The organism is Kribbella sp. NPDC051587 (genome assembly GCF_044453945.1).
Lineage (GTDB): Bacteria > Actinomycetota > Actinomycetes > Propionibacteriales > Kribbellaceae > Kribbella.
In genome coordinates this window covers 531,743-548,891 of sequence record NZ_JBITDE010000005.1, presented here as the reverse complement: position 1 = coordinate 548,891, position 17,149 = coordinate 531,743, and the positions used below count along the sequence as shown (strand labels likewise).

17 protein-coding genes and 2 tRNA genes are annotated in these 17,149 nt (G+C 65.6%); 11 read left to right on the top strand and 8 right to left on the bottom strand.

What is annotated here, in order from left to right:
- Window positions 1–105: 105 nt before the first annotated feature.
- Both ACIA49_RS21860 and ACIA49_RS21855 read right to left on the bottom strand, forming a co-directional pair.
- The gene (locus ACIA49_RS21860; RefSeq protein WP_396379027.1) at window positions 106–1,350 is read right to left on the bottom strand and encodes an MFS transporter; all 1,245 of its coding nucleotides are present in this window, start codon (window positions 1,348–1,350) and stop codon (window positions 106–108) included.
- A 42-nt stretch (window positions 1,351–1,392) separates the two neighbouring features.
- Entirely contained in the window at window positions 1,393–2,631 is a 1,239-nt protein-coding gene (locus ACIA49_RS21855) for an MFS transporter (protein ID WP_396379026.1), read from the bottom strand.
- A gap of 230 nt (window positions 2,632–2,861) precedes the next feature.
- Between ACIA49_RS21855 and ACIA49_RS21850 the strand changes: the two genes are divergently transcribed.
- A tRNA-Ser gene (locus ACIA49_RS21850) sits at window positions 2,862–2,950 on the top strand.
- A gap of 661 nt (window positions 2,951–3,611) precedes the next feature.
- Window positions 3,612–4,295, top strand: a complete 684-nt coding sequence (locus ACIA49_RS21845; protein WP_396379025.1) for a hypothetical protein — start codon at window positions 3,612–3,614, stop codon at window positions 4,293–4,295.
- Between the two features lie 45 nt (window positions 4,296–4,340).
- On the opposite strand, the gene ACIA49_RS21840 is transcribed toward ACIA49_RS21845, so the two are convergent.
- Window positions 4,341–4,541 (bottom strand): hypothetical protein, encoded by a 201-nt coding sequence (locus ACIA49_RS21840; RefSeq protein WP_396379024.1) that lies wholly within the window; start codon window positions 4,539–4,541, stop codon window positions 4,341–4,343.
- Between the two features lie 153 nt (window positions 4,542–4,694).
- Window positions 4,695–4,964: a hypothetical protein gene (locus ACIA49_RS21835; protein ID WP_396379023.1), complete on the bottom strand. Its 270-nt coding sequence runs from the start codon at window positions 4,962–4,964 to the stop codon at window positions 4,695–4,697.
- A 225-nt stretch (window positions 4,965–5,189) separates the two neighbouring features.
- Here ACIA49_RS21835 and ACIA49_RS21830 point away from each other — a divergent pair, with 225 nt between their 5' ends.
- The 6 genes from ACIA49_RS21830 (at window position 5,190) to ACIA49_RS21805 (ending at window position 10,506) form a co-directional block, all read left to right on the top strand.
- Entirely contained in the window at window positions 5,190–6,167 is a 978-nt protein-coding gene (locus ACIA49_RS21830) for a tyrosine-type recombinase/integrase (RefSeq protein WP_396379022.1), read from the top strand.
- A gap of 120 nt (window positions 6,168–6,287) precedes the next feature.
- Complete coding sequence (locus ACIA49_RS21825; RefSeq protein WP_396379021.1) at window positions 6,288–7,217, top strand: DNA-processing protein DprA; 930 nt, start codon at window positions 6,288–6,290, stop codon at window positions 7,215–7,217.
- 181 nt (window positions 7,218–7,398) lie between these two features.
- The gene (locus tag ACIA49_RS21820; RefSeq protein WP_396379020.1) at window positions 7,399–7,941 is read left to right on the top strand and encodes a hypothetical protein; all 543 of its coding nucleotides are present in this window, start codon (window positions 7,399–7,401) and stop codon (window positions 7,939–7,941) included.
- A 195-nt stretch (window positions 7,942–8,136) separates the two neighbouring features.
- Window positions 8,137–8,225: transfer RNA gene (locus tag ACIA49_RS21815), tRNA-Ser, on the top strand.
- A 968-nt stretch (window positions 8,226–9,193) separates the two neighbouring features.
- Window positions 9,194–9,658, top strand: coding sequence for a DinB family protein (locus tag ACIA49_RS21810; protein ID WP_396379019.1), 465 nt, complete (start codon window positions 9,194–9,196; stop codon window positions 9,656–9,658).
- Window positions 9,659–9,702: 44 nt separating this feature from the next.
- The gene (locus tag ACIA49_RS21805) at window positions 9,703–10,506 is read left to right on the top strand and encodes an aminoglycoside adenylyltransferase domain-containing protein (RefSeq protein WP_396379018.1); all 804 of its coding nucleotides are present in this window, start codon (window positions 9,703–9,705) and stop codon (window positions 10,504–10,506) included.
- On the opposite strand, the gene ACIA49_RS21800 is transcribed toward ACIA49_RS21805, so the two are convergent.
- Entirely contained in the window at window positions 10,468–10,968 is a 501-nt protein-coding gene (locus tag ACIA49_RS21800) for a GNAT family N-acetyltransferase (protein ID WP_396379017.1), read from the bottom strand. The two genes, ACIA49_RS21805 and ACIA49_RS21800, sit on opposite strands and share 39 nt — an antisense overlap.
- 10 nt (window positions 10,969–10,978) lie before the next feature.
- The gene (gene trpD / locus ACIA49_RS21795) at window positions 10,979–12,010 is read right to left on the bottom strand and encodes an anthranilate phosphoribosyltransferase (protein ID WP_396379016.1); all 1,032 of its coding nucleotides are present in this window, start codon (window positions 12,008–12,010) and stop codon (window positions 10,979–10,981) included.
- 303 nt (window positions 12,011–12,313) lie between these two features.
- Between trpD and sigJ the strand changes: the two genes are divergently transcribed.
- The gene (sigJ, locus tag ACIA49_RS21790) at window positions 12,314–13,186 is read left to right on the top strand and encodes an RNA polymerase sigma factor SigJ (RefSeq protein WP_396379015.1); all 873 of its coding nucleotides are present in this window, start codon (window positions 12,314–12,316) and stop codon (window positions 13,184–13,186) included.
- A gap of 30 nt (window positions 13,187–13,216) precedes the next feature.
- On the opposite strand, the gene ACIA49_RS21785 is transcribed toward sigJ, so the two are convergent.
- Entirely contained in the window at window positions 13,217–13,747 is a 531-nt protein-coding gene (locus ACIA49_RS21785) for a class I SAM-dependent methyltransferase (RefSeq protein ID WP_396379014.1), read from the bottom strand.
- Between the two features lie 98 nt (window positions 13,748–13,845).
- On the opposite strand from ACIA49_RS21785, the gene ACIA49_RS21780 reads away from it, so the two are divergent.
- Window positions 13,846–15,123: an FAD-binding oxidoreductase gene (locus ACIA49_RS21780; protein ID WP_396379013.1), complete on the top strand. Its 1,278-nt coding sequence runs from the start codon at window positions 13,846–13,848 to the stop codon at window positions 15,121–15,123.
- 63 nt (window positions 15,124–15,186) lie between these two features.
- On the opposite strand, the gene ACIA49_RS21775 is transcribed toward ACIA49_RS21780, so the two are convergent.
- Window positions 15,187–16,134 carry an SH3 domain-containing protein gene (locus tag ACIA49_RS21775; protein WP_396379012.1) on the bottom strand — a complete coding sequence of 316 codons (948 nt, stop codon included), beginning with the start codon at window positions 16,132–16,134 and terminating at the stop codon, window positions 15,187–15,189.
- A 225-nt stretch (window positions 16,135–16,359) separates the two neighbouring features.
- Between ACIA49_RS21775 and ACIA49_RS21770 the strand changes: the two genes are divergently transcribed.
- A complete protein-coding gene (locus tag ACIA49_RS21770; protein ID WP_396379011.1) occupies window positions 16,360–17,136 on the top strand; it encodes an enoyl-CoA hydratase/isomerase family protein in 777 nt (258 codons plus the stop codon).
- Window positions 17,137–17,149 lie beyond the last annotated feature (13 nt).

Here is a 17,149-nt window from a genome sequence, read left to right as displayed (position 1 = left end):
CGCGGCACCGGCTCACCGAAGTGTCACCACCAAAACCCCGAAACCGTCACCGATCTCTAGAACCAGAACTGTCACCGATGTCCTGAGACATAACATCCTGACAAGTCAATTGCCGGGTTGTTGCTCCCCGGTGGCCGGCTTTGCATCGGTCTGGTTCGGGAGGACTCGGCCGACCGCGGCGAGCAGGCCTGCGGCGACCAGTGCGAGTGCGGCTGTCGCCAGCCACGGCAGCTCGTGCCGGACCTCGAAGAGCTGGGCGAAGAAGGCCGGCGCCAGCACGCTCGCGAACGCGAAGCTGTACTGCCAGTAGGACAGATACTTCCCGCGCCCGGCTGCCGGTGCGACCGACGCGGCGAGTGCATTGTTCGTCGCCGCGTGCAGCAGATCAGCAAACGCGTAGACGGCCGTTGCGAGCACCAGCATCGCCGCAACCAGCGCGTTCGGTACCTGCGTCAGCGAGGCCATCAACAGACCCCAGACTGCCCATCCCAGTCCGGCCACGACGATCACCGACGTACGGCGAAGCTTCTCGGTGTGCCGCACCACCAGCGTCTGCCCAGCCGCCAGTACGACGGACGCCGCGGCCAGGAGCACGCCGACCAACCATTTCGGCACTGGCAGCGCTTCTGACACGTACACCGGGACTCCGACGCCGAGCATCATGATGCAGAGGGCAAAGAGGGTGTTCACGGCGATCAGCACCAGGAACGGCTTGTCCTTGCGCAGTAGTGGCGCCGGACCCGAATCCTGAGTGGCCCGCTGGTGGTGGGAGGCGTGCAGGCCCAGCAGGAGCACTCCGGCCAGATAGAAGCTCACCGCGTTCACAACCATCGCAATCAGGAACGGTGTGGTCCCACCAGCGGCAAGCAGTGCGCCCGCGACCAGACCGCCGAGTGCGAAGCCGCCGGCCTGCATCATCCCGCCGAGACCGAACCACCGGTCTCGTTCGCCCTCATCAGCGACGTCGGCCAGCAGACTGAAGATCGACGACCAGAACACCCGCTGACCGGTCGTCGAGACCAGGGCGCAGAGGAACAGCAGCCACGTGGACCGGCCGAAGAAGAAGCCCGTGAAAGCGAGCCCCTGGGCGAACTGCGCGCCGACGACCAGGTTGCGCGGTCCGAGCCGGTCGATCACGACCCCCACCGCGGCCGGCGCCGCGATGGAGAACAGTGTGGCCACGGTCAGCAGCACACCCGCCGTACCGAGCGGGATGCCGGCGACGCGGATGAAGTACAGCAGCATGAGCGGCCCTGCGACGCCACCACCGAACGAGTCGATCGCCAGCCCGATCAGGAGCGGTAGCCGCCCACGGACATTCGGCAGGCCGAGCGAGGTGGCTGAGGGCATGACCCCATCCTTACCAGCACCCGGCTCGGCCGCGACCCGATTTCAGTCCGGTACGACGGACGTCCGCCGTACCGAGACATGTCGCAGCGGGCGCCACGCGACCGCCGTCATCAGCACCATAGCCGCAAAAGCCGCAGTGAATGGAGCTGTCAGGCCGAACCGCTGCGCGAGGACGCCGCCCAACGCTGACCCGATCGCCGCCCCACCGACCGAGGCCAGCAGGTAGACGCTGTTCACCCGGCCCATCAGTGCATCAGGTGTCGCCAGCTGCCGCGCTGTCGTCGACACGATGCCCCACACGACTGCATGCACGCCGAACACCGCCATAGTCGCGCCAGCGACCCACGGACTCCGAGTCAGCGCCAGAACGAGGTGGACCGTCGTCTCGATGATCAACCCGGCCCGCAGCAGCGTCAGCGAACCCACTCGCGGCTCCAGGAGGTGGTACACCGGCATCCCGAACACACCGCCGACCGCACCGACCGCCACGAGCAATCCGAACTGGGTGTCGCTCAGCCCGAGCCGCTCCCGCGCGTACAGCACCCAGGTCGCGAAGGCGGCGCAGAAGGTGATGTTCATGACCAGGATCGAGCAGGCCAGCGTCCGCACGCCCACGTGTCCCCACAGCCAGCGCACTCCATCGCGGACCTCGGTCCAAAGCGCCGTACCAGCGGACTCGGTAGGCACTGGCCGAACGGCGACTCGCGCTATGAGCGCTGCAGCCGCGACGAACGTGACCGCGTCGAATGCCAGTGGCACTCCAGCGCCCACCGCGAACAGCAACGCCCCCAACGGCGGACCGCCGAGCTGTTGCAGCACGGTCCCCGTGGCGAAGAGCCGGGCGTTCGCCTTACCCAGCTGGTCTTTCGGTACGGCGCTCACCAGTAGTGCACCGGATGCGCTGTCAGCGAGCGTCTCCGCCGTACCGAGCAGGAACAGGGCAACGTAGATCGCCCAGAGCGGCGAAGAGCCGACCAGGACCGCAACCCCCAGCACAGCAAGGACTACGCCCCGAAAGAGGTCAGCGGCAACAATCATCGTCCGCCGGTCGAGCCGGTCAGCCAGTGCACCACTGAACAACGCAAACAACAACCACGGCAGCTGCTGCACAAACGCAGCAGCCCCCACCGCCGCCGGCGCACTGGTGATCGAAGCAACCAGCAACGGCCCCGCCGCCAGCAGCGCCCCGTCACCAAGATTGGAGATGACCGCCGCCGGCCAGATCCGCCGAAAGTCCGCGCCGAGCGCAGCAGGCAGCACAGTTTCACGAAGAGATGGCATCCGAGCTCCAGAGGGCATGACGAAACAACCGGACCAGCCGGCTCACTCGCCGGCCGTGCGCCCGGTCAGCGCCGAATCAGCCCGCCGACCGGACGGTGACGACCCTGACCTCGACCATCCGAGACATCAGCGCACCTCCGTCCCCACACCCCAGGCAGCTCCTCCGCCCAGCTCCCCCGCACCGTACCGCCGCCCCTGCGCTATCCTCAACCCTCGGCGGCAAGCCGCCAGGAGGGCTCGCATAGTGGCCGAGTGCGCTGGTCTTGAAAACCGGTATTGCGGGTGACCGTAATCGTGGGTTCGAATCCCACGCCCTCCGCTGAAGTGGTCTCAGATGGCCGCTGACCTAGGGAACTACCTTGAGCACCGCATGGTCCAGGTAGGTCTGGCTAAGTCCGGCTTCTGGCGGGCACTTTCGGCTCTTCATGCCCTATGCGTGCCCGCGTGCCGCCGATCGCCTCGCGAGAACGAGAGTCACCGACGTCCGTCGACCTGGAGTCAGCAGCGGCTGAAACGAGACCCGGCCCCCCTTATGTTCTAGCTCCGGTGAGCCAAGATGCAGGAGCAACATGGTGTACGTAGCGCAGTGCGATAGGCCCAGCGAACCAACTCGTAGGTCTTTCGTGGAGCACTGGGATTCCAATAGGCTCAACGACCCAGGGGAGGTGTCGATGGAGCAGAAGGCCCCAGTTGTTAGGCGGCGGGTCGCTGGGCGGGGGCGATCCCGCGGCCAGCGATCCGGATCGAACCGACGCGAGTCAATCGCCCGATGGGGAGAACGAAACGAGCGCGGGCAGGCGACAGGTGCTTCGGATTCTTCGACTCGGGGGACTGAGCAGGCGGACGAACTTGATCGTGCTGCTCAGCGGGTTGGCTGGCGGCAATCGCCGGAACGGCGCGGGTTGATTCGGAAGACATGGTTATTTGGTCTTCTGATTAATTCCGCGGGGCTAGCGCTGGGTGGCTATGTAGGCCCAAGAGTGCTGGCCGATGAGACAACCTCAATTCTCGAGCTACGGATTTCTGGTGGCGTTCTGTTCCTGTTCGCCTCGGGAATCCTTACGGGGTATTTCTGGGTGTGGACCCGCCAGACTTATCGGCGTCTATTTAGGGATCGACTATTGATTGAGCGATCCCGCGCCGCCCTGCAACAGGCAGAAAGCAGCCTGATGGGCGGCCCTGTTGAGAATGTGACTGATTTTGAGAATCTTTGGAACGTAACGCAGCGAAGACTGGACTACTATCACGATATCGCTACCGGTCAAGCCGAGAAAAGCTTCGCTTATGGTCAGCGCGCAGCTTGGCTTGGCCTCGCGCTGATTGTCTTATGCGCATTACTAGCAATACTCGCCCCAACGGCAGTCGCGGCTGGCGCGGCAGGAGCTCTGGGGTTGGCAGGCGGAGGCCTGGCTGGTTACATCGGTCGAACCTTCATGCGAACACAGGAATCGGCCGCTGCGCAGTTGCGTGCCTATTTCTCCCAACCGCTTGAGTTCTCAAGATTCCTAGCCGCAGAACGGATGCTTACTTTCATCGAGGAGCCGGTCAAGCGCGGAACGGCTACGGTGACAGTTATTTCTGCGTTAGTCGGGAAGGCTGAAGATCCTCCAGTCTTTGGAGAGCGCGAAAGATCTCTGGGATCAGCCTCTCGGGAATCCTTGTAGCCCACATTTCAGGCCCCCGCAGACCTTGGTCTGCGGGGGATCTATCTAGATCTCAGTAGTAGCGGTTGCGCTTGGTGGGCTTGGTGACGATGACGTTATGCTGGTCGCCGTTTCCAGTGTGAATGTCTCCGGTGCCACGTTGATGACGACGTCGAAGTTGTCCATGTCGCCCTTTTTGAGGTCGCGCTCCTTGCCGTTCTCGATGACGGTGGTCTTGCCGTTGCGGTTGATGACTACCTTGCCCATGGTGGTTCTCCTTCAGACTGGTGTGTCCGGCATCGCCGGTGATGCTCGTGCGCGAGGTGGCGTTCTGGAGCCCGATGGCTCGCTTGGGGGCTAGAACATAGGGGGCTAGATCGCGGCGGTGAGGAAGGCGGCGACTCCGAGCCAGGTCCAGTGTCAGGACTGGTCCAGGGCGGCGGCGCCGCCGTTGTTGTAGTAGCCGGTCTTGCCGAGTTTGGAGGCGAGCCAGGCGAGTGTGTACCGGCGGTCGGCCAAGTAGTGGGTGATCGCGCTGACGGCCTGGCCGGCGATGAAGCCGGTGAGGCTGATGTGCAGGTCGAACTTGAGCCAGACCAGCGCTCCGAGGGCGGTGGTGATGGCGGTGTAGGTGATGACGTGTTTGAGGCAGGCGAGGGCGCCTTCGCGGTCGCGCGCGCCCTTGGACATGGCCTGGTGGTGGGTTTGGACCCACCGCGGCGAATACCCGACGGAGCACCGCAGACGCACTGGTGGCCATGACACCGGCGATGCTGAGATCTCAAAAGGCTGGTCCGGACGCCAAGCTGCTCCGGTTCGGTTCTCTACAAATTCGCCTTCAATAGCGGGAATCGGCAGTCGGCTGATGGCGAAGCTCGTGCCTTGCTCGACTGGGTCGAACGCAACAGTCGGCCGTTGTCCGACCTGGCCAAGCCTGAGGTAATCCGAGCGGTACTAGCTGCGGTAGGCAACAAGCTGGACGGGCGAATGGCGTCAAAGACTTATGCTGCGCGCAGACGCTCGATGGTGTGGAACATGTGCGAGCTGGCAGTCGAAGAGCGTCTACTGCCGGTGAATCCGATCACGCTCGTGAAGTCATCGTCGCGGCCGAAACGGGCCAAAGGCAACGACCAAGTTGATCCGGCATCGGTGCCGAACCCAGAACAGGCTGAGGCGCTGCTCGAGGCGGTTGGGGACCTGCCTGGTTCAGGACCGCAGCTGAAGGCATTCTTCGGGAGCATGTACTACTGCGCCCTGCGGCCCGGCGAGGCCGTCAACCTGCGCGAGCTGAACCTTCACATCCCGCACGAGGGCCGCGGCAAGCTCCTCCTGACGGAATCCGCACCCTGGGCTGGCGGCGCGTGGACCGATACAGGCGAAGAACGCGATCCCCGGCAGTTGAAGCACCGCGAGGTTGGGACGAACCGGTGGGCACCCTGCCCATCCAAGATGACGAGGCTGTTCCATGAGCACTTATCTACCTACGGGACCGACTCGGATGGTCGCCTGTTCCGAGGTGCACGTGGCGGCATGGTCCCCTGGAAGACCTACCAGGTCGCGTGGCAGTTGGCGCGGGTTGCTGTGTTCGGGGAAGTGGCCGCGCGAACCTCGATCCTGGCTCAACGCCCGTACGACCTTCGCCATGCGGAGGTCTCAACCTGGCTCGCCGCCGGCGTGGAGGGAGTGCGAGTTGCCGAGTGGGCCGGGCAATCTCTGGAGGTCCTGATGCGGATCTACGCGAAGGTCCTGGACGGACTAGAGGAACAGGCTCTCGATCCGATCGAAGTGACGTACGGTGAGGCTAAGCGGGGCGTCATCGTTGCTCTGAGCCACAAAGACACGCAGATGCCAATAGCGGGCGATCCTGAGCGCCCGTGCCCCAGAATCGAGTGACCAGGTGAGTCGAAATGAGAGACGGGGACGGGTAGATCAGCCACCTGGCCTGGTCTATTCTGGTAGAACACATGTTCGATCAGCGACGGCGGTAGAGACACCTGCAGCGAGGTGGGAGGTTTGGCTAACATCGACCCCGTGAACCCGGTACCCGTGGAGAAGGCTGCGCTCGTCGCGCTCCTGCGCTTGCCCAAGGCTCGCTGGTCCGAGGTGGCCATCGACATCTTGGAGTGCGGAGGCGCGGTACGGCTGCTCGAGACACGCCTCGGTTCCGCCGACACGCTGTTCTCATCAGGTGCTGTCGAAGCCGCACTCACCGATGCAGCTCAGGACGTCGCCCAGTGGGAGTCTGAAGGCATGGGGGTGCACGCCTTCTTCGACAAGGACTACCCCGCGCCGCTGCGCGACATCCATCAGTTGCCGCCAGTCATCTTCACGCGTGGTGAACTGAGCGATGACCGACGATCTGTGGCCGTCGTCGGCACACGACAGGCAAGCGAGCGCGGACTAGACATCGCCCGCACCGTAGCTACCACGCTCGCGCAGAATGGCGTAACCGTCGTGAGCGGACTGGCCGCCGGCATCGACAGCGCGGCACACACCGCCGCCCTCGCGGCTCGAGGGCGGACCGTCGCGGTCATCGGTACTGGCATCCGCCGTAGTTACCCGGCGAAGAACAGTGAGCTGCAAGAACGGATCTGCAACGAAGGTCTCGTGCTCAGCCAGTTCTGGCCAGACGCACCGCCGACGAAGCAGAGCTTCCCGATGCGAAACGCGGTCATGAGTGGCTATGCCGCCGCAACCGTGGTCGTCGAAGCTCCCTGGAAAAGCGGGGCCCGCATCCAGGCACGCCTCGCACTACAGCACGGCCGGCCGGTAGTTATGCCCGACGATCTCCTGCAGCATGACTGGGCCCGCGAGTATGCGGAGTACCCCGGTGTCTTCGTGGTGCACGATCCCGACGAGCTGCTCAGGGTCGTAGACAAGCTGATCGCCGAAGTCGACCCAGACGGCGGCTATCCACAGGAGATACCCCGCCTTGCCGTCTAATCTCTGGCTCCCGTACGAGGAGTCAGTTCAGCGCCAATCGATCTTCCTCAGCAACCCCCTCCCTGCCGGTGAGGGGGTCTGTGCTGTCTGCCGTCAGACTATGAGTGGCGGCTGGGAGCGGTGCTACAAATGCAACCTGCACCAGAATGCAACCGACCTCACTGCAGACGTGGTTGTACCCGTGTCATACGCCTTCAAGGGCGGGCAGCACGCCCACCACTTGGCGTCCTACAAGTCCAACCCCGGATCAGCAGCTGCACAGGTCGCACTGCACTATCTCGGGAGTTTGTTCCTGCGGGATCACCTGCCGTGCCTGCGCAGTGCAGCCGGGATTGGCTACGGGCTGTCGCATCTGGTGATGATTCCGAGTACGAAAGGGCGTCCTGGACCGCATCCATTGGACTCGATGCTCGGACCGATCATGAATCAGTTCCCCAGGATCCAAGTCGGCGTGAACGTCCCCTACAGCGACCGGGAGTTTCATGCCGACTGGTTCGTAACTGAGTCCTGTCAGAATGCCGACGTGCTGATCCTTGACGACACCTGGACAACAGGCGCGCGGATTCAGTCGATGAGCCACGCGCTCAAGAGCGCCGGAGCTCGAAGCGTCGTCGCCGTCGTCCTGGGCCGCCACGTCGACCCCGGCTGGGCTGGCTCCAAGCCGCTCGTGGATTGGGCCAAGAGCAGCCAATATGACCCAACGCGATGCGCTGTAGATGGCTGACCCGCGAGCCGGGTCGACGGGCCCGGCTCGAACTTCACCCCAGCCTGGCGGCGGGGCGTCCCGAAGGGGCATTTCGTCAGTCCGTGCCCTATGCGTGCCCGCGCTACCCCGTCAGCGTCTTGGCGGCACCCAACCGGGTCTCAACGGGGGAATCATCTGCTATACAACGCGTTCTGGTGCTCCCAGGTCCAGCCAGGCGGGCTCGCAGAGTGGCCGAGTGCGCTGGTCTTGAAAACCGGTATGGCGGGTGACCGTCATCGTGGGTTCGAATCCCACGCCCTCCGCTCAGCAGGCACCAACAGACCTCTCACCTGCGGAAACGCAACAAGAGGTCTCTGTGTGACAGTCCGGCCGTGTCCGACTGGAAGCCGCCAGCTTCGGCCATCTATGCAGAATCCGTGCAATGGCGGTCGACTCCATCGCACCCGTGGCGTGCGCCTCAGACGACTCAGGGAGTCGCTGACACCGGCCTGGCCGCCCCTACCGATCAGCCTCCCGCCCCACTCCGGGCCGGGGGCTGATTCGCTCTAGTCCCGGATTGGGGAAGCGACGCCTTGGGCGGCGCTGTCACTTTCGCCACGATCCGATGCCGTCCCAGGCTGCTTCGAGACTGCGACCGCCCCCGTACGGCAACTGGTGCCTGACCTCGGCATGAACGGCGCGCATCAACTCGATGCCGCCAAATGCATGGAGGAGCTTGCCGACCTGTCGTGTGCGTTCTTTACCACCGCGGTTGTCGAGAAACTGGTCTTTTCGACCGATCCACACTAGACAGCGCACGGACCCCGCGATCAACCCACGTGCAAGGCGTCTGTGCATGATTCCCCCAATCGCCTACGAACCCCGACTGCCGCCGTCGAGTCATTCGTCTCATTGGACACCCAACTTCAGTGTGTGCTGACCCTCTGGCAGGAGTAGGACACCACCACCGCACCACGCGACTCCTTTCACCGGTCCAGCTCGGCGTGGTTACTGTGCAGAGATTGTGCAGCGGCGCCGCCTGCGAGTGCTTCAGCTTCTGGCGTCCATGCAGGTCAGGCGCACATTTTGTCGGTTCGGGCAGCTTGGCCTTGAAAGCCGGCTACTCGCGCGCCGGCGGATTCTCCCTCTGAAGGCGCCCTGACCGGCTGTGGGGCTGGGGACTTCTGCCTGTCGATTCAGGTCAGTTCGGCTCCCCAGCCGACCGCTCGTGCAGGGTTGCGGATCGGCAAGGTTTCTTGGTGTGGGGTGGGGGACTCTGCATGCTGGTGGTATGACTCGGAGAGATGTGGGGCCGCCGCCTGCTGGGGGTAGTGAGAAGGAGACGCTGGTTGGGTTTCTGGACTACTTGCGGGAGTCGGTGGCGCGGAAGGCTGAGGGGGCGCCGGAGCCGGCGGTGCGGACGGGTGGGGTGGAGTCCGGGACGAATGTGCTGGGGCTGGTGAAGCATCTGACGGCTGTGGAGCGGTTCCTCTTTCTGGGGGAGGACGTGCGGAGCTGGCCGGGGACTATGCGACCTGAGGCTGACGAGACGGTGGAGTCGGTGGTCGCGGCGTACCGGGAGACCGCGCGCAAGGCGAATGTGGTGGTCGAGGGCTGGTCGCAGCTGGAGGCCGAGGCGCCTCGGGGCGGCATGTCGATGCGGTGGGTGCTGGTGCACATGGTCGAGGAGACGGCTCGGCATGCGGGGCACGCGGACATCTTGCGCGAGCAGATCGACGGGTCCATTGGGCGCTGAAAAGACTGTGCGCTGCGTGACAGGTGCGGGCTACTGTCGCGAGCATGGTGGTGCATCCGAGTGGGCGGGCGCAGTCGTGGGCTGACTGCGATGAGGACGTCCGCGCGTATGTGCTCAACGCGGTGCGGGCGGCTGGGCTGGCGGACAGCTGGGTCTACGTGCACGGGTCATTGGCCATGGGGTGCTTCTACCAGGCCAAGAGCGATGTGGACCTGCTGGTGGTCGTGCCTGAGACGCTCACACCGGTAGAGCGTGAGCGGGTGGCCAGAGGCTTCGCCGGTACGGCGGCGGCGCGGCCGGTGCTCGGTGATCTCGAGATTTCGGTACTCACGGCAGCGCAGGCGCGAACGCATGAGCACCCGCGGCCGTATGAGGTGCACTACTCCGCGATGTGGACCGACGCGATTCTTGAGGGCCGACTGGACTACGGCGGGTCAGGCACTGATCCAGATCTGGCCGCACACATCAGTGTGGTCTGGGAGCGCGGGGTGACCCTGAGTGGGCCGCCGCCGGCAGAGGTGTTTGCGCCAGTCCCGTACGACGACTACCGGTCAGCCGTGATGACGGACCTGCAGGACGTGCTGGCAGGAGAGGCCCTGCTCAAGTCCCCGTACTACGGCGTGCTGAACGCTTGTCGGGTGCTGGCGGGTGGCGTCCTCAGTAAGGAGGAGGGTGCCGTGTGGGCGCGTGAGCACCTGCCGGCAGCGCACCAGCCGGTGATCGACCAGGCACTGAGCTGCTATCGGAGCGCCACGCCGGTGGCCGCCGCAGAGCGGAACACCGACGGGCACGACTGGGATACGGCGGCGCTACTTTCCTTCAGGGACTGGGTTCTGACGCAGGTATGACTCACGGGTCATCCGAAAGCACCGGGTTGGCGTGAGGACACCCAGGTAGGTGTCCTCCCCACGCTGCTCGGTCTCGGACATACCCAGCGACTGCAGGATCCGGAGCGAGGCGTGGTTCGTCTCGGCTGCCTCAGCGTCGACCCAGTCGAAGCCGAGAACCTTGAAGGCGTGCTCCAACCCCAGCTGGGCGATAGCACCGCCCAGGCCCTGCCCCCAGCGACTGGGTGGCCCCACGACGTAGCCGAGCTCAGTGCCGTGCAGATCGACGTACCCGATCACGTCGTCGTCGCGGACCGCTGCGAGGCGGACGAGCACCGGGTCCTCGATGATGCGTCGCCACCTGGCCTCGTGCGCGGACCGAGGCAGGTCGACAGTCCACCCGGCGTGCAGGCAGAAGAGGCGGTCAGCGCCCCAGTCCGCGTAGGTCGCGATGTCGGTGGGCTGCAGTGCGCGCAGATACACGGCGCCCAGCCTATGCGCCCGTCCAGCGCTGGAGTGTTGCGGCCGTGCGGCCACTGTCCAGCGCAGCACGGCACTGGTCCAAGCAGAACGCCAACTGGTCAAGGAAGTTGTCGGTCTGGAGGTCCAGCGTGGTCAGAGCGGCTGCAGCGTTGAGCAGTACGACGTCCCGGACCGGACCAGGCTCTCCGTCGACCAGAGCGCGCAGTACCCGGGCATTGGCAGCCGCATCACCACCACGCAGCTCAGACAGCGTTGTGGGTCGCAGACCGAGCCCCCGCGGATCGAAGACCGTCTCGCGTGCACTGCCGTCCTTGATGAGCCATAGCCGCGAGAACGTCGTTGTGGTGAGCTTGTCCAGGCCGTCGTCGCCACGTGCAAGGAGTGCCGTTTTCCCTTGCTGGCAAAGGGCTTGAGCGAGCACAGGCAGCATGCGCGGATTGGCCACGCCGACTAGCTGATGCTGGGGATCAGCTGGGTTGAGCAGTGGCGCGAGCACGTTGAAAGCAGTCGGTACGGCGAGCTCCCGCCGTACGACGGCTACGTGGCGCAGCGCGGTGTTGAACCGTGGTGCGAACAAGTAGGTGATCCCCACGTTCGCAGCCATCCGGGCAGCGTCTGAGGCAGACAGGTCGAGTGGCACACCCAACTGCTCGACCAGGTCAGCAGAGCCGCCTGCTGACGAGGAGGCTGCGCGTCCACCGTGTTTGACCACTGTCGCGCCGGTCGAGGCGGCCACAATCGCAGCCATGGTGGAGATGTTGATCGCACCGGTCCGATCACCACCAGTACCGACGATGTCGACGAAGGGCCCATCGATCCGTACCGGTGTCGCGTGTGAACGCAGTACTGAGGCCAGACCGAGAAGCTCAGCCGCAGTCTCGCTCTTGGCGCGCAAAGCGATCAGGAACCCGGCGATCTGAGCTGGAGAGACATCGCCCAGCACTACCTGGTCCATGGCCCAGCTCGTGTCGGCCATGGTCAGGTCGGCGCCGTTGAGCAGTGCGGAGATCAGACCGGACCAGGTCCGGAGTGCTGGTGCCATGAGCAGTCCTCGAAGCAGGGGCCGCACCTACGAGGAGACATGACAACGGCCGCCTCGTAAGAGACGGCCGGAGTGGTTACACGCGGAAGCAGCCGTCTAGTCGACGGCCCACCACATCCCCGCGCGCATGAACATGACCGCAATCCTACCCAGCACCAGAGTTCCTGTTCTGGCGGGATGCTCAGCGTCAGGAGGGCGTCACGCAGCGCATAGGTGGCCTTCGTTGGAAGACCCCTGTCACATGATGCTGGTCCGATCCGTCAGAGACTATGACTGATCGGGCAAGACGAGGGAGAACGAGCAGTGGACGAGCTGGCGCGGAGTTTCGAGGAGCAGCGGGAGCACCTGCGCGGGGTGGCGTACCGGATGCTCGGTTCGCGCAGTGAGGCTGAGGACGCCGTACAGGAGGCGTGGCTGCGGCTCAGCCGGACCGACGTGAGCGAGGTAGCCAATCTGGCCGGCTGGCTGACCACTGTGGTGTCGCGGGTTTGCCTGGACATGCTCCGGAGTCGCAAGTCCCGTCGGGAGGATTCACTCGACACCTTCGTTCCCGACCCGGTCTCGCTCAAGGCCAACACCAAAGCGCCTGAGGACGAGGCGGTGCAGGCTGACGCGGTCGGGCTCGCGCTGCTCGTCGTACTGGAGACTCTGGCGCCGGCGGAGCGGTTGGCGTTCGTACTGCACGACATGTTCGGGCTGAGCTTCGACGAGGTCGCAGAGGTCGTCGGCAAGACACCCGCTGCGGCGAGGCAGCTCGCGAGTCGCGCCCGGCGGCGAGTCCAGGGCGCACCGGCCAACGACACCGACCCGAGCCGTCAGCGTGCCATTGTCGACGCCTTCATGGCCGCGTCCCGTGGCGGCGACTTCGAAGGCTTGCTCCTGTTGCTCGACCCCGACGTCGTACTGCGAGCCGACGCCGGCGCCAGCGCCTCCAGCGGCCCGGCCGTCTCGAAGGTCGTCCGCGGCGCACTCGCCGTCGTCGAGCAAGCCCTCATGTTCAGCCGCTTGGCCCCCTACACCGAGCACGCCCTGGTCAACGGCGCCCCCGGCATCATCACGGTCGTCAACGGCAACATCCAGTCGGTCTCCGCCTTCACCATCACCAACGGCAAGATCACCGAACTCAACATCCTCGCCGACCCCGACCGCCTCGCCACCCTCACCGTCGAGCGATAGCCAGGGGCGTACCGAAGAAGAGGTAGACGGCTACGATGCGTGGACGGAGACCGCGTAGTCGCCGTCCTGGAACGGGGCCCGGTCCCAGGTGGCGAAGCGTTCGGCAAGCTTCAGACCGGCCTGGGCGCAGTGCTGGTCGTAGTCGGCAACCGAGTAGCCGCGGTCGAGGCTGAAGCCGGCGATGAGGATGCTTCCGACATGCTTGGCGACTCCGGCGACGAGCCGGTCCTGGGTGCCCGGTTCGGTGAACAGCGGCACGTTGCCGGCCATCACGACGACATCGAACGTACGCCCCAGATCGAGTTCGGCCAGGTCGGAGCGCACCCAGGTGATCCCGGGCGCGAGCTCCCGCGCATGGGCGAGCATGGATTCGTCCAGGTCCGCACCGACGACCTCGATGCCGTGTGCGGCCAGCTCGATCGCCACCCGTCCGGTGCCACAACCGGCGTCCAGCACGCTCTTCGGCGCGAACGCCCGTACGAACGTCGCCTCACCATGGACGTCCACCCCGGACGCGGCGAGCGCGTCGAATCGCTGCTGGTAGTCAGCTCCGTTCCACATGAGGTCAGCCTACGCAGCAAAAAAGTTTGGTGGGGGTGTCAATCTGGGGGGTTCTTCTTCGACGTGTTGGTGAGAGCAAAACGGCGAAGGGGAACGAGATGTCTACGCAGGTTGTGGTGGCGGCAGGGCGGGACCTGGTGGCCGGGTTGCTGGGGGCTGGGTTCAACGGCGCGGTGTGGCTGCCGGGTGAGGCCGAGTACGACGTGCAGCGGCGGGCGATCGTGCCGTCGGTGGACTCGCGACCGGCGGTGGTGGCCGAGGCGTTCAGCCGGAGTGACGTGCAGGCGGTTGTGCACGCTGCGCGGGAGTACGGCGTACCGGTGGCTGTGCAGGCGACTGGTCACGGGACGCGGTTGCCGGCTGATGGCGGCATTCTGCTGAAGACCACGCAGATGACAGCGGTCTTCGTGGACCCGGAGCGGCGGATCGCCAAGGTGGCGCCGGGCGCGCGGTGGGGTGCGGTGCTCGATGCGGCGCGACAGTTCGGGCTGGCGCCGTTGTCGGGGTCGTCTCGGGACGTGGGCGTCACTGGCTACACGCTGGGTGGCGGGGTCGGTTGGCTGGCGCGGAAGTACGGGTTCGCGGCCGACAGCGTGGTCCGGGCCGAGGTCGTGACCGCGGACGGTCGGGTGGTGACGGCGACCGCTGAGCAGCACCCGGATCTGTTCTGGGCGATCCGGGGCGGTACCGGCAACTTCGGCATCGTCACCTCACTCGAGTTCCGTCTGTACCCGGTCCGCCAGGTCCACGCCGGCATTGTCTACTACGGCATCGACCGCGCAGCCGAGATCCTGCGCCGCTATCGCGACTGGACCGCCACGATCCCCAACGAGTTGAGCACCGCCGTCGTCCTCACTCGCATCCCCGGCACCGAACAGCGCGCGGTCGCGATCAAGGTCCTGTACGCCGGAAGCTCGGAGCTGGCCGAACATCTCCTCAAACCGTTGTTCGAGGTCGCCGGATCACGGCTGGCCGGTGAGCTGACCACGATCGAGTACGCCGACGCCGCGATGGGCGGGACGCCGGCCCGGCACCTGGACTTCCTGGACGAACTCACCGACGACGTCATCGACGTACTGGCAGAGTTGGAGGAGGAGCCGACAATCGAGCTCCGGCACTGGAGTGGCGCGATGGCCCACCCGGGTGCGGGCGCCGGTCCGGTCGGTCACCGGCAGGCGCAGTTCTCACTGATCATCGACCGGGAACTCCCGGTCGGGCTGCTGCCGAACTCGGGCCGGACGTTCGTGAACTTCCTCGGCGACCACGGTCGCGCCGAGACGTCGTACAGCCCGGCGGATCTGGACCGGCTGCGTGCGGTCAAGCGCGCCTACGACCCGGCCAACTTCTTCCACCTGAACGCGAACCTCAAGCCGTAACGGCAGAAACAGCACAGCAGCCCGGTCCCTAGGAGGGTGGGACCGGACTGCCGGGTGGAGAACTCAGACCGTGCCGGAGTTGCCGTAGACACTCACGTGCACGTGGTCGTAGTGGTTGGCGGTGGTGCCGCCACGGTCCTCCATCGCGCGCCAGCCTTCGCTGCTGCGCTGGACCGTCCAGATGTGCTGCTGCCAGATCAGCTGGCTGATGCCGAGCTTCTTGTAGTTCGCGTGCAGCCAGTCCGCGACCTCCTGGCCCTCCGAACCGCTGACCATGATGTCGAGCGCACGGCCCGACGAGTGCTCGGAACCGCTGTCGCCGGAGCGGAGTCCGCCGTACGACGTGATGTTCGGGAACTTCGCGCAGATCGCGCGGTGCACGCGGATGACGTCCTGGGTGACGCCGGACTCGACCGACGAACCGGACTTGCAGGCGGCCTGCGAGATTCCACCCGCGACGGCCTCGACCGGCTTGGTGGCCGACAGGTACTGCGCCTTCACCCAGCGGGACTTGCCGTCACTGACGATCTCGGCCCAGATGCCGTCGATCTTGCCGCTGACGGAGACCTTGGAGCCGCGCTTCAGGACGTCCAGCAGGACGCCGGTCAGCGGGACCGTCCACACGTTCACGTCGGTGGTGGTGAACTTCGAGCCGACGATCTTCGGCGGCAGCGCGGCCGCCGCCCGGGTCTTGGTCGACGTCGGCTTCGGGATCGGCGCCTGCTTCTTCAGGTGCTTCGCCGTCGGAGCCGCGGTCGGCTTGACCGAGTTCAGGTTCAGCGGGGGACGCAGAGCGTCCCGACTGGTGGCGGTGTCGCGCGCCAGCTGCAGGGACGAGCTGGCGATCGGGGTGTCCACCTTGACGTCATGCTGACCGGGGAGCGCCGCCGCGGAGCCGGTGGCCACCAGAGCAACCGCTGCTCCGGGAATCGCCACCTTCACCAGGCCGGGGCCGATCAGCTTCGGGCGCGCCTGTTTGTGCCGCGCCTGTCTGTGCCGTCCTGCAGTCATTACGTTGAACCCAATCTGCCGAGACCAAAACGTTATCGACCGGAGGAGTCAAACACAGATCCGCCGAAGGTTCGCAATCGACCGGCGTTTTTAACGCATTGCGAACATGTCGAAGGGGCTTCGAGCGTGATCTGACCGCTATGCGGATGTGATCGGTCCGAGATCAAGCGCTCGATGTGATCTGCGAGGCGGCGCGGAGGGGGCACTGCCTGTGAGACTGCGGGGATGGATGAGCTCGGGTTCGAGGTCCGGAGCGGGGTGGTCGCCCGGCTCGTGATCGATCGGGTGCCGAAGCGCAATGCGCTGACGCGGGCGATGTGGGAGGCGCTGCCGGGGCTGCTGGCCGAGTTGGCGGCGAATGACGAGGTGAAGGTGCTCGTCGTGACCGGGGCCGGGCCGAGCTTCTCGGCCGGCGCTGACATCGGCGAGCTGATCTCCGGCGCCGATCCGGCCGATCCGATGGCTGAGCTGCGGGCGTTCAACCTGCGGGCGCAGACCGCGCTGCGGGAGTTCCCGAAGCCGACGATCGCGATGGTCCGCGGGCACTGCATCGGCGGTGGGCTGGAGATCGCGATGAACTGTGACTTCCGGTTCGCTGCGCACGGTTCGACGTACGGCGTGACTCCGGCCCGGATCGGGGTCGTGTATCCGCCGGCGGCGGTGCGGGTGCTGCTCGACCTGGTCGGTCCGGCGACGACGAAATACCTGCTCTTCAGCGGCGAGCTGCTGACCGCCGAGCAAGCCGAGCTGAAGGGACTGGTCGACCGGATCGTCAGCGAGGTCGATCTGGAGTCAGAGGTCGACGAGTTCGCCGCCACGCTGGTGTCGCGGTCGCAGCTGACCATCCGGTCGGCGAAGGAGACAGTGAACTCGCTGCTGGCTGAGACCGACGCAGATGCCGCCGCACTCGCCCGCTACCGCGAGACGATCGCCAGTGGTGAGCTGGCGGAGGGGATCGCGGCTTTCGGCGAGCGCCGTACGCCACGCTTCCCCTGGCACTAGAACGCCCCGCGGA